Raw genomic sequence first — 12361 nt, 5'->3', positions numbered from 1 at the left:
ATGCCAAGCGACCCAAGCCGCTCCGTCCCGAAGGCCATCCTGGTCGGCGCAATGGTAGCCGCGCTGCTGGACATGGTCGATCCGATCGTCTTCTATGGGCTTCGCGGAATACCTCCCAGGCAAATCCCTCAGTCCATCGCGAGCGGCATCCTTGGTCGCGCCGCGTACTCTGACGGCATCCCCAGCGTGCTCCTCGGCCTGGCTGCCCATCTCTTCATCGCACTGGTCTGGGCGACGCTCTTCGTCCTCGCAGCGCGTGCCGTGCCGTTTCTTGCCGACCACGCAATCGCAGCCGGACTGCTGTATGGAGCGTTCATCTACGCGGTTATGTACTACCTTGTGCTTCCGCATACGAACGTTTATCCGAGGAATAATCCGAATCCGGCTCCGGCCGTTCTCCTCAACAGCATCGGCGCAATGGTCTTTCTGGTGGGGTTACCCATATCTTTGGCCAACCGACGCTTCGCGCCATCATCTCGGGTATCCTCTAACTGACATGGCCAAGCTATCGATCCGCGACCTCGACCTCACCGACAAGCGCGTCCTCATCCGCGTCGACTTTAACGTGCCGCTCAAAGACGGCATCATCACCGACGACACTCGTATTCGCGAGACCCTCCCGACGATCGAGTACGCTCTGCGTCACAAGGCCAAGGTCATTCTCTGTTCGCATCTGGGCCGCCCCAAGGGCAAGCCGGTCGCCGCGATGAGCCTGCGCCCGCTTGTCGATCATCTCCGCACCAGGCTCGACCACATTCTGGGCGATGACGAAAACGTAGCCTTCTCGCCTGACTGTATCGGCATCGTCGCCAGCGAGATGGCTCTCAATCTCGAATCCGGGCAGCCATTGCTGCTTGAGAATCTCCGCTTCCATGCGGAGGAAGAGGCCAACGATCCTGTCTTCGCGCAAAAGCTCGCCTCGCTCTGCGACATCTACGTCAATGACGCATTTGGCAGCGCTCACCGCGCCCATGCCTCTACGGAAGGCGTCACTCACTTCGTGAAACAATCAGCGGCCGGCCTGCTGATGGAAAAAGAGCTGACCTACCTCGGAAAAGCCCTTATGGAACCCGACAAACCGTTCGTCGCAATCATCGGCGGAGCGAAGGTGTCGGATAAGATCCAGGTGATCGACAACCTGCTGGAAAAAGCCGACGCTATCATCATCGGCGGAGGCATGGCCTATACGTTCCTCAACGCGCAGGGGCAGAGCACGGGAAAATCCTTGTTGGAGACTGACAAGATCGACGTCGCCAAAGCCGCGCTTGAAAAGGCGAAGGCCAGGGGCGTTCGCTTCCTTTTGCCGATCGACCACGTTCTTGCCGACAAGTTCGCTCCCAACGCCAAAACTCAGGTGTTTTCTGGCGATGGGCCCTTCCCGCAAGATCTGATGGCACTCGACATCGGCCCCAAATCGATTGCGCTTTTTGAGGAGGAGATTGCCGAGGCGCGAACCATCATCTGGAACGGCCCTATGGGCGTCTTTGAGATGCCCGCCTTCGCTCGCGGCACCAACGAAATTGCCGCAGCCGTTGCACGCAATCATGACGCCACTACCATCGTCGGTGGCGGAGATTCGGTCGCTGCCATTCAACAGTCCGGCTTCGCCAACCGCATCACCCACATCTCTACCGGTGGCGGGGCCAGCCTCGAATTCCTTGAAGGCAAGAAGTTACCCGGCGTCGCCGCGTTGACGGAGAAGCAGAGGTAGAGATCACCGCAACCCAAAAAAAAAGGCGAACACCGCACCAACGCTTCCCTGCCTCGCTCTAAAGATGGAATACTGATCGCACATGCGCAAGCCATTGATCGCCGCCAACTGGAAGATGTACAAGACGCCCAAAGAGTCCTTAGCCTTCCTCAGCGAGTTTCTTCCCCTGGTGAAGGACCACACCGCCAGTGAGATCGCGATCTTCCCGACGATGTCTTCGCTTGGCTACGTCATCGAGGCGACCAAGGGAACAAACGTCACCGCCGGCGCCCAGACGATGCACTGGCTGAACGAAGGACCGTACACCGGTCAGACCTCTCCAACCATGCTCGAAAGCATAGACTGCACCCGCGTGCTGCTGGGCCACTCAGAGCGCCGCATCTATGCCCACGAGACCGACGACATGGTCAATCTGAAGCTCAAAGCCGCCCTCGATCATGAGTTGATTCCAGTCGTCTGCGTCGGCGAGACGCTCGACAAGCGCCAGTCCGGCCTGACCGAAGCCGTTCTCCGCTGGCAGATCGCCTGCGCGCTCAACGGCATCAAGGGAGCCTCTTGTGGGAACGTGGTTATCGCCTACGAGCCTGTCTGGGCGATCGGAACCGGCAGCGTTGCAACCCCGGAGCAGGCCAATGAAGCTCACGCGATCATTCGCCGCGAGGTTGCGGCCCACCTGGGCCTCTCCTGCGCCAGCGGCATGCGCATTCTGTACGGCGGTTCGGTCAAACCCGACAACGTCGCCAGCTTGATGTCCCAGCCTGAGATCGATGGGGCACTGGTCGGCGGAGCGAGTTTGCAGGCCAAATCGTTCGCTGAGATCGTCCGCAACGCCACCGCGGTCTGAAGATTCGACAATAAAGACGTGCCGTTTACCACCCGCCAAATATTGCTCTGTGCCTAGCGGACGACCCCGGCCTGATCCATCGGCCAGTACACAAACGCCGCCTTGCCATAGATCAGATCCCGGTCGACCGGCCCGAAGTCGCGACTGTCGCTCGAGATCGACCGATGATCCCCCATCACAAAGTATTCGTTTCCCGGGACAGTCATCTCCGGTTGCGATCTGTCATCGGCAAACCGCCTCGGCACGTAGCTCTCCGAGATGCGCCTTCCGTTCACGATGACCTGCCCATGATCGATCCGCAGGGTATCTCCCGGCAGCGCGATCACCCGCTTGATATAGCTCTTCTCGTGATCATGCGGATAGAGAAAGACCACCACGTCGCCGCGTTGAATCTCCCCGACCCGGTACGCCATCTTGTTGATGAACAGCCTGTCCTGATCCTCCAGCATAGGCAGCATGCTGGTTCCTTCTACTCGAACGGGCTGATAGAGAAAGATGATGATAAACGTCGATACCGCTACAGAGATCACCAGGTCGCGCAGCCAGGAGTGCATGACTCCCTTCCGCTGTCCTGTCGGCTCCATCTGCTGTCGATTTTCTGGTTCCGGCTGAACCTTCCCGGTCTCCACGCGATCTTCCGAATCCTCTAACATTTAGACGCACCAATCTAAGAGTCGCAATCATCAGGTTGCTTGCCGGCGAGTGGTCCCGCGAGCGTCCAGCCTGGGTAACCAATTGAGCTGAGATGCATCTTATCTGTTCAGCGGAGACCCAGTCAGTGGAAGGCTCCAGCCAGCGGAGGCTTCAGGTTCAGCTCAGCCTCACAACTTTATGAGAACACCTCGTTCGAATCAAAACTCTCTGCTTATCACAGGTCGACTTAGTTCGCCATCCCAATCATCATCTGCCGTAAACCCCGCCCCTTTATGATAACTCGCATGGGGCAAACCTTTCTTGACGCATTCGAGAGGGTTAGGACTAGAATTGCCCCAGCAGAACAGTAGGATACTTATGGCAACCCTTACCATGCTTGAGCAGGCCCCGACACCAAAACCCGTCAACCGTGGCGCAGCAGACTACAACGATCTCACCACGGAGACCGCTAACGCCGCCTCAGAGGGACTCGACACCAAGTCCGCTCTCGAGATCGCCCGCATCATCAATCACGAGGACGCCAAGATCGCAGCCGCAGTCAAGAAGGCGCTGCCTGAGATCGCCATCGTCATCGATACTGTGGCTCGCTCCCTGCGCGATGGTGGCCGGCTAATCTACGTCGGAGCCGGCTCCAGTGGCCGCATCGCCTCTCTCGACGCCTCGGAATGCCCACCAACGTACTCCACCGCTCCTTCGCAAGTCCAGTACATAATGGCTGGCGGCCCCAAAGCTCTCGCCTCAGCTTCCGATGTGAATGAAGATTCACCTGAGATCGGCCAGCGCGACATCGCCCGACGCCGTCCTACCCGGAAAGACATTGTCATCGGAGTCTCCGCAAGCGGTCGCACGCCTTACGTCGTCGGCGCCGTGGAGTATGCGCGGGCCCGCGGAGCAAAGACCGCCGCGATTACCTGCAACCTCAATACCCCGCTCTCCGATGTTGCAGATACCACGGTCATCACTGAAGTTGGCGCTGAGGTTATCTCGGGCTCAACCCGCATGAAGTCTGCGTCGGCACAGAAGATGGTGCTTAACATGATCACCACTGGGGCGATGACGCGGCTCGGCTACGTCTACGACAACCTCATGGTCAATGTGCACATGAAGAACGCGAAGCTGGTAGAACGCGGTATTCGCGTGCTGATGAAGGTATGCGATATCGATCGCGATACTGCGATTCGCACCATCAAGTCCGCAGGCAAGTCGATTCCGATCGCCGTCGTTATGCTGAAGGCTAACGTTGACAAGATGGAGGCTGTGCGGCGCCTCACCAAGTCGGATGGCAACGTTCGCCTTGCGATTGACGACTCTCGCCTCGAACTCTGATTGCAGGAACTCTGATTGTCAGGAAGCGCAGCCACCCACGCAGGCGGTGCTGTATTGCGCTTGCTTCACTCCAGGCATATCCTGATCCTGCCATACTCCGCCTTGTGCCTTCCACGGACTGACTGAGATGGTAGGTTGATCCTGCTCCGACGTGATCTTCCACTGTCCGTCGATTCGTTTGAGTGTCAGACGAGTCGGCACATAAGACTCTAAAATATCTGACTGCTCTGACCGGTCGATGAAGTGTTTCATAAGGCGAACCTGAGCCTCCGACTCTGTCTGCCGTTCGACGACGATATCCTCCATCTTTACTGTCCACAGGCCTTTTCGCATGCGGTTGGTAGCCTCGCGGTCTCGCAGAACCGCAGCTCGTCCGACGTTTCGCTGATCAAGATAGCGATCCAGTTTGTCCGCATAGAAAGAAGCTTGAGCATTTGCATCTCTTGTCTGCATCGAAGCTGCCCACCCTTGCAACCATCGCTTCACCTCCACACTGTTGGCGGCAGGACTACTAGCGGCAGGCTCGGCAGTCGGGTTTGACGGAGACGGCATCGGAGGCGATGTGTTGGCCAAAGGGGCTTTTGGAGCAGTTGGTGGAGGTGCCGGAACCGCTGGCGCACGAATCGCTGGCGGCGGAATATACTTCGCAGCAGTTGAGGCTGGATAGGCAGAGAGATTGCGATGCAACCAATACAAACGGTACGCCCCTCCTGCCAACACCAACAACATGGCAAGGACGGTGGTCCACCACGCAAACCGTTTCCGACCGGAGGTTCGGTCGTCTTCCACTCGAATCCTGTAGGGTGGTATTCGAGCATCCCAGGTCAGCTCTTGTTCGAGTCCTGATCCAGCATCGGGCTTTGGACTACTCGCGGATTCCCTCGCAGGAATCTGCTTCGCTTCTGTCGGGCGTGCCGACTCAGCGGTCTGTGCTGCGGTCTGTGCCGAATAGGTCGCCCTGATCGTTCTTTCTGACTCATCTTTCACTTCTGGCCCATCTTTCACACCTGCCACATCTGCGGGAAGGTGTTCGACCGGCGGAGCGGAGGCCGATGACTCCGCAATATGCAGATGGTGAAACTCGCCTCTTTGATCGGGCAGAGCAATCTCCTGCGGCTCGTCGATGTCGATGAGAGCGGCAGCACCCCATCCTGGATCCGGAGCAGACGTCACGGCCTCGATCAAAGTCTCTGGAGCCACCTCCGAAGTTGTCTTCTCTTTTGACCCTTCTGACGGCCACAACTCCTCTTCTGGCGTCTCCAACTCCCGCAGTTCGATCGCGCTCGGATCTTCGGGCCTGTCGATAACCGTTGTTGAAGCCGCGCCCGTTGTCGACGATGCCGCCGATCTTCTTGCTGCTGTATAAGCAGCTACGCGCATGGAGTCGAGGTGGACCTGCGCCTTCACCTGCTCAAACAGTTCGTCCAGTTTGGACCGCACAACCTCCAGTTGCGACGTCTCTCCCAGAAGCGCCGATGCCTGGAAGTTCACCTCTCCCTGGACTGCGGTCTCGTTGTTCGCCGCATTCACACAGAACACCGTAGTGTCGTGTTTGTTCTTCGATCGTGGCGACGGTCCTACGCCTCGTAGCGTAATTCGGTCGCCAGATCGAACCACCTCGCTGGAGATCTCTCGCGAATACATCTCCAACGCACGCAAAACCATCTCTTGATCCGGAGTCTGTACTGTTTCGTGGATCTCAAATCTCATAGCGCCTCATCCCTACTTCTAATGGATGGCAGAAACCCCGTCTGGGGAAGCCGACAAAAGATGGGCATGAACAATAAAACGTTCCGGCGCTGCGCCCACATAGTCAAACGGAAAACAGGTAATGAGCGTAAGCTCTGGCCTGGAGGCGATGTTCAGCACTCCTACCTTGTCGGGACTCACAATTTCAGTCGAGTCCACCACGTAGTGATAGGTGCCGCTCTTGTCGATCAGTCGCACCTCCATCTTCGCGGCAACCCTGCGCAACGGCCGGAAGAACGAATCGCGATGACCTGCCAGCCCCACCGTGCCAAGGCCACCCGGCACCGCGGTCCCGGGAATATGGCCCACTCCCCGATGCAAACTATCTTTATCATAGTCGGCTGTGATCGGTGCTGACAACGCGAGTGCGGGAATCTCAATCCTGCCAATCACATCCCCTGCCGCAGGCGGGGCGTCCGGGGCGATTCTGGCTGGAAGAGGCTCTCCGATCCGTTCCGCGAGCCTCTGGGTCTCCTTTGCTTGAACACCCAGCACCAGGCAGTATCCAACGCAAAGGAGACCGCACGTCCACAGAAGACGCTCAGCGTATCCGAGCACTCGCATCTCTACTCCCGTAGCAACGACTCTTGATTCAGAGCGGACATACGGCTGTAGGCGATCAGTCGCAGAAGCGCCGCGGCGAGCAAGGAGCAGAAGCCCAGCAGCCATACTAAGGGAACCCGGCTGGCGGTATGGGGCAGCGCTTTGATCACTGGCTTCTGAACGCTGGCCTCTTGCGTGTATCGTACCGCCTTGATGCTCGGTTTCGCACTGGCAGTGTCGCCAGCGTCGCTGGGCCCTACCTGCTCGAGCGAAAGCAGCCAGAGCGTCAGCAGTTGCATGTCCTCCTGAGACAGAGTGTTATCCGTGACCTTTCCCTCCGACCCTGGATCGACGGCAGGCACCTTCGCGGGGTTTGAGGTGGCTATCGCAACCGCCTCAGCCTTCGGATAAACGAACTCGATAACCGAAGAGCCTCCGGGGAAGTACCACCCCTTGAGGTACTGAGAGCCGTCAGCGGGATTAGCCCATCTCACAGGCCCGCTCGCCGATGGTTTCTGGATGTTGCCGTTTGGAATGCCGAGAAAGGTCGAGTGCACATCGCCCTTCACCGAATCGACCTTCAGAATCACCCGATCCGACAGGCGACTCACAACATGGATTGTGTAGGAGCCAGGTTCAAGCGTAACCCCAGGAATATGCGACGGGTTGGAGATCGTGAAATCAGCGGCGGGAGTCGCCGGGCCAGCAGCCCATACCGTCGGGCTGAAAAGGCACAAAGAGGCGCAAAATATGAGAGCTTTGAGTCGCATCGTTTCTCCTTGCAGGATCAACTTACGTCCCGTGATATGCAAGGTGTACGCGAAAAGTTAGCCGTTAGGTTGAAGTAAAGATGTGAGTAACTCAACTTTTTTGGCGCCGGTAATCCGCTTGTCCAAATTTGAATCGATTGGTAATCGAAAGACCGATTACGAGGCCAGATGAACCTGAAAGACTTTTCACATAGAAAGCCATGGCCTAAAAAGTACCGCAACTTTGGCGGGTTTCGCGCGCCTTTGAGTTTTGGCATCGTCAACTTGCGGTGTTTTGGCTCTTTTTGCGACCTAGAAAATCGAAATTAACATGCTTGAAATGAATCACTTACATGAAGGACGCCAGCAGTGTTTGAACAGCGTTCTTTTGATAGAGAAGACGCCTCTCCCAGTTGAGAAGAGCGGCCGAACCAGCGCCGTTACTCATTTCCACGCGGAATCTCCGTAAACTGTCAAAATGGACAAGTTCGTAGTACGCGGCGGCAATCCCCTTCTCGGCACCATCAAAGTCTCCGGAGCAAAGAACTCCGCTCTCCCCTGCATGGCCGCCGCCATTCTGACCGAAGACGAGGTAATCCTCGAAAACATCCCTCAGGTCAACGACATCGAAACCGAGCGCAAGCTCCTGACCAGCATGGGTGCTGAGGTTGAACTAGGCTATGGCCGCGCCCAGCATCGCACCCGCATCAAGTGCGCCATCCTGTCCGACCCTGTTGCAAAGTACGAGATCGTAAAGACCATGCGCGCCAGCTCTCTGGTGTTGGGGCCTCTTATCGCGCGCACCGGCATCGCGCGCGTTGCCATGCCTGGAGGCTGCGCCATCGGCGGCCGCCCCATCGATCTCCACATCAACGGTCTCGAAGCTATGGGCGCCACCATCACTCAGGATCACGGCTACCTCGAAGCCCGCGCCGACCGACTGAAGGGCGCGCACATCGTCTTCGACAAGATCACGGTCACCGGCACCGAAGACCTCCTGATGGCCGCCACACTTGCCGAAGGAGAGTCCGTCTTCGAGAACTGCGCTCGTGAGCCTGAAGTCACCGATCTCGCCGCCCTGCTCATTGCCATGGGAGCGAAGATCGAAGGCGCAGGCACCGGCACCATCCGCATCCAGGGCGTCTCCAAACTCCACGGTGCACGCCATCGCATCAATCCAGACCGCATCGAGGCCGGCACCTTCCTGATCGCGGGAGCCATCACCGGCGGCGACCTCAACGTCGACTGCTGCGAACCCAAACACCTCGGCGCGCTCATCACCAAGCTGGAACAGTGCGGCGTCAAGATCGACGTCGGCACCGACCACGTCCGCGTGCGCTCCGGTGGAGAACTCAAAGCTGCCGACATCACCACCGAAGAGTACCCCGGCTTCCCTACCGACATGCAGGCTCAATACATGGCGCTCGCCACCCAGGCCGAAGGCACCAGCACCGTGATCGAAAACATCTTCGAAAACCGCTTCATGCATGTGCAGGAGCTTATTCGCATGGGCGCGAACATCACCATCTCCGGCCGCACCGCGACTGTGCGTGGCAAGACACCGCTGCAATCAGCTGCGGTCATGTGCTCGGACCTCCGTGCCTCTGCCTCCCTTGTACTTGCGGCGTTGGTCGCCGATGGCGAAACCATTCTCGACCGCGTCTATCATCTCGACCGCGGCTACGAGCACTTCGAAGAGAAGCTACGCGGCGTCGGCGCGCAGATTCGCCGCATGGGAGACGTCTTCGGGAGAAAGTAACTGATCGAGTTGCAAACTACAGATTCTTGCGATACACAAAAGCATCCAGCCCGGCTCCGCCATAGAACCTGCGCCTTACATCCACCCGTTCGTATCCCGAACTCTCATAGAACCGGATTGCGCCGTGGTTGCCAGTGAACACATGGAGCTCCATCCACTGCGCCCCGGCAGCTACTGCGCGTTCTTCAGCCTGTAACAAAAGCCTCTGTGCCAAGCCGCGCCTTCGGTACTCTTCTGCAACATCCAACGTCACAACATAAGCTCGTTGTTTCGATGCCATAGGCTCCAGGTGAACGATCACAAAACCCGCGATCTTCCCATTTGCCGTGAGTGCGATGCGAACGATGGCATCCGGCCCCTCAGCGAAAGCCCGCATTGATTCTCGATCAAACCGAAACTCCGGCGAAAAGCACTCTTGATCCAGCGCATACATCGCATCGAGATAACCTGGGCGATACTCCTGTAGTTCAATCTCTTCGATCATCAGATACCCAGACTAATAGCAGCCGCCTCCCGCGAAAGCAGCCGACAAGGAGCTATCGAGGAATTGATTAGGATATCCTTGAATCCTTGTCATTGCGAAATTCCAGGGTTGTCTTTTTTGTAATTGAATTGGTTCGTTACTACTCTTTCGCACGGTAAGGTTCCTGTTCCCCGTCTCCGGCGAAGGGTGTACAACTGTTGCCGTACTCAAAAGGAAGATCTGCCGGAACATCATGAAAGCACAAAACAAGGACTGCAAGCCGGAAGCCGGCAAACCCGTTACCCTGAAGACTCTGGCGGAGTATCTTGACCTCTCGCCGGCAACGATCTCGATCGTTCTCAATAACTCGCCCGTCGCAAAATCGATCTCTCCAGCAACCAGGGAGCGCGTTCTGGACGCCGCTAAAAAATTCGAGTACCGGCCCAACCTGCACGCCCGCATGCTCCGCACACGCATTACCAACACCATCGGGGTGATCGTTCCAGAGCTTAGCGAAGGCTACTTCACCGGCGTTATGCTCGGCGTCGAGCAATATCTCCTTCAGGAAGGCTTTCTCTACTTCACGGTCAGCCACCTCGGCCGGGCCGACCTACGGGAGGAATATCAGGAACTCCTCATGAGCCGCCGCGTCGATGGCTTCCTCCTGGTCAATACGGAGCTCTCAGTCAACGTTTCGCTCCCGGTAGTCGGAGTCTCTTCTCACAGCAAGTCGCCGGGCGTCTCCAACATCATGCTCGATCACGACTTTGCTGCCAAGAAGGCTCTCCGCCACCTCTACGACCTCGGTCATCGCAAGATTGCCTTCATGAAGGGCCAGCGCTACTCCCTGGACTCCGAAGCCCGCTGGCAGTCCATCGTCAGTACAGCGAACGATCTCGGGATTACCATACTCCCTGAGCTTTGCATCTATCTCGAGAAGAATCTCTGGTCGCCCGAGCTTGGCTACCCACCCATGAGAGAGCTGCTCGCTCGCACCCATGACTTCACCGCCTTGTTTTGCTTCAACGATACCGCAGCCATCGGGGCCATTCGCGCTATTCAGGACGCCGGTCTCTCCTGTCCGCGCGACATCTCGGTCATCGGCTTCGACGATATTATCGTTGCGGAGTACTTCAATCCGCGCCTCACCACCGTTCGCCAGCCTCTGCATAAGATGGGCTGGGCCGCCGCGCAACTGCTTATCAAACGAATTCAGTATCCCGACGAACCGTACCCACATGAGGTATGGTTTGAGCCAGAGCTGGTCGTGAGAGAATCGACCGCAGCCATCCCAAGCACATCCCGGCCTCGGCGAGGCAATGGCCGATAGGAGAGCTTTGCAATCAGTCCAGTTGAAAGCCTCCCTGCTGGGCCCGAACCGCGTGAAGATCCTTCGCACACTCGGCCCGGCTTACTTCTACTTCCTCGTAGCTGGCACGGTCACGGTCATGCTGGGCCCTCTCCTGCCTCAGCTCATTCAGCATTGGCAGATTCAGGACGCGCAGGCAGGCACCCTCTTCACCGCTGACTTTATCGGCCAACTCTGCGGGGCATGGATCGCCGCTCGCCGTCTTCGCGCAAGCCTGATCTACGGATCGATCCTCTCCGCAGCCGGGTGCATCGCACTTACCTGGCTCGGCTTCGGCGCGGCGCACATCGCCCTCTTCTGTCTTGGGGTCGGCCTTGGCACTGGCCTTACCGCAGGCAACATCATCGCAGGAACCACGCTTCCGGCCGTTCGTACTCGGCTACTCGCCTTTCTAAATGTCGCATGGGGACTCGGTGCCATCGCATGCCCACTGCTGATTAACCTGACCTCCGCCGGAGGCATGCGGCGTTTCTTGTTTGTGATCGCAGCGCTTCTTGTCGCAGCTTCGTTGTTTTCCATAGCACTCCCCCGCACAAGCCTCACCACGGAGGATTCCGAAAAATCGGAGCAGCCCGGCACGAAGAGTGCAAACCCCGAGCGGCGGTTTCCCTTGCCTCCGCTCCCGCTGATCTCCTTCGCTGCTGCAATGTTTCTTTATGTCGGGGTCGAAAACTCGCTGGGCGGCTGGCTACCCAGTTACGCCATTCGTTCCAGCTCCTCCCTGCAGGCGTCTTCCATCGCTATCTACTTCTGGATCGCAGAGCTGATTGGCCGCCTGCTCGTGACAACCCTTATGGCCATCCTTAGCGAGGCGACTATATATCGACTCTCTCTGGCGATGCTTCTTGTTACAGAAGGTTTGCTTTGCACCATCACGCATCCCTCGACATACAGCATCATCGCGCTTACGATTCTCGGCGGATTCACCCTGGCACCGGTCTTTCCGCTTCTGGTCTCCTTCATGCTTGCCCGCACCGGAAATCACAGACGGCTCGGCGTTCTCTTCGCCAGCGCCTCGGTTGGAGGAGCAGTGCTGCCCTGGGTGACCGGCGTATGCTCCACTTACTTTCATGGCCTTCGCGCCGGATTAGTTGTCCCAGCCGCGGGAGCGGCTCTTCTTCTCCTTCTCTCCGGCATCGTCACCGCCAAAGTGATAGCACCTCTCAAAGTGAACTCGTAAGCTAGCCACAAAGT

12 protein-coding genes are annotated in these 12361 nt (G+C 57.8%); 7 read left to right on the top strand and 5 right to left on the bottom strand.

The window, feature by feature from the left end:
• The 3 genes from HDF10_RS05625 to tpiA all read left to right on the top strand — a co-directional run bounded on the left by HDF10_RS05625 (window position 1) and on the right by tpiA (window position 2555).
• Entirely contained in the window at window positions 1–495 is a 495-nt protein-coding gene (locus HDF10_RS05625) for a hypothetical protein (protein WP_183811221.1), read from the top strand.
• A gap of 1 nt (window position 496) precedes the next feature.
• Window positions 497–1711: a phosphoglycerate kinase gene (locus HDF10_RS05620; RefSeq protein WP_183811219.1), complete on the top strand. Its 1215-nt coding sequence runs from the start codon at window positions 497–499 to the stop codon at window positions 1709–1711.
• An 82-nt stretch (window positions 1712–1793) separates the two neighbouring features.
• Window positions 1794–2555: a triose-phosphate isomerase gene (tpiA, locus tag HDF10_RS05615; protein ID WP_183811217.1), complete on the top strand. Its 762-nt coding sequence runs from the start codon at window positions 1794–1796 to the stop codon at window positions 2553–2555.
• A 53-nt stretch (window positions 2556–2608) separates the two neighbouring features.
• Here tpiA and lepB read toward each other — a convergent pair whose 3' ends face one another.
• Window positions 2609–3109 carry a signal peptidase I gene (lepB, locus tag HDF10_RS05610; protein WP_406705801.1) on the bottom strand — a complete coding sequence of 167 codons (501 nt, stop codon included), beginning with the start codon at window positions 3107–3109 and terminating at the stop codon, window positions 2609–2611.
• Window positions 3110–3566: 457 nt separating this feature from the next.
• Here lepB and murQ point away from each other — a divergent pair, with 457 nt between their 5' ends.
• Window positions 3567–4535, top strand: a complete 969-nt coding sequence (gene murQ, locus HDF10_RS05605) for an N-acetylmuramic acid 6-phosphate etherase (RefSeq protein WP_183811215.1) — start codon at window positions 3567–3569, stop codon at window positions 4533–4535.
• 18 nt (window positions 4536–4553) lie between these two features.
• On the opposite strand, the gene HDF10_RS05600 is transcribed toward murQ, so the two are convergent.
• Genes HDF10_RS05600 through HDF10_RS05590 form a run of 3 tightly spaced genes read right to left on the bottom strand, consistent with a single transcriptional unit; the run spans window position 4554 to window position 7597 of the window.
• Window positions 4554–6245 (bottom strand): prolipoprotein diacylglyceryl transferase, encoded by a 1692-nt coding sequence (locus HDF10_RS05600; protein WP_183811213.1) that lies wholly within the window; start codon window positions 6243–6245, stop codon window positions 4554–4556.
• 18 nt (window positions 6246–6263) lie between these two features.
• Window positions 6264–6848 (bottom strand): class D sortase, encoded by a 585-nt coding sequence (locus HDF10_RS05595; protein ID WP_183811211.1) that lies wholly within the window; start codon window positions 6846–6848, stop codon window positions 6264–6266.
• Between the two features lie 2 nt (window positions 6849–6850).
• Window positions 6851–7597, bottom strand: coding sequence for a hypothetical protein (locus tag HDF10_RS05590; RefSeq protein WP_183811209.1), 747 nt, complete (start codon window positions 7595–7597; stop codon window positions 6851–6853).
• Between the two features lie 457 nt (window positions 7598–8054).
• Here HDF10_RS05590 and murA point away from each other — a divergent pair, with 457 nt between their 5' ends.
• Window positions 8055–9335 (top strand): UDP-N-acetylglucosamine 1-carboxyvinyltransferase, encoded by a 1281-nt coding sequence (gene murA / locus HDF10_RS05585; RefSeq protein ID WP_183811207.1) that lies wholly within the window; start codon window positions 8055–8057, stop codon window positions 9333–9335.
• A gap of 16 nt (window positions 9336–9351) precedes the next feature.
• Here the strand turns inward: murA and HDF10_RS05580 are convergent, their stop codons facing one another.
• Window positions 9352–9819, bottom strand: coding sequence for a GNAT family N-acetyltransferase (locus tag HDF10_RS05580; protein ID WP_183811205.1), 468 nt, complete (start codon window positions 9817–9819; stop codon window positions 9352–9354).
• A 232-nt stretch (window positions 9820–10051) separates the two neighbouring features.
• On the opposite strand from HDF10_RS05580, the gene HDF10_RS05575 reads away from it, so the two are divergent.
• Window positions 10052–11128 carry a LacI family DNA-binding transcriptional regulator gene (locus HDF10_RS05575; protein WP_183811203.1) on the top strand — a complete coding sequence of 359 codons (1077 nt, stop codon included), beginning with the start codon at window positions 10052–10054 and terminating at the stop codon, window positions 11126–11128.
• Between the two features lie 7 nt (window positions 11129–11135).
• A complete protein-coding gene (locus HDF10_RS05570) occupies window positions 11136–12347 on the top strand; it encodes an MFS transporter (protein ID WP_183811201.1) in 1212 nt (403 codons plus the stop codon).
• The last annotated feature ends 14 nt before the right edge of the window (window positions 12348–12361 follow it).

The organism is Tunturiibacter empetritectus (assembly GCF_014201375.1).
Lineage (GTDB): Bacteria > Acidobacteriota > Terriglobia > Terriglobales > Acidobacteriaceae > Edaphobacter > Edaphobacter lichenicola_D.
This window is presented reverse-complemented; position numbering and strand designations above follow the sequence as displayed.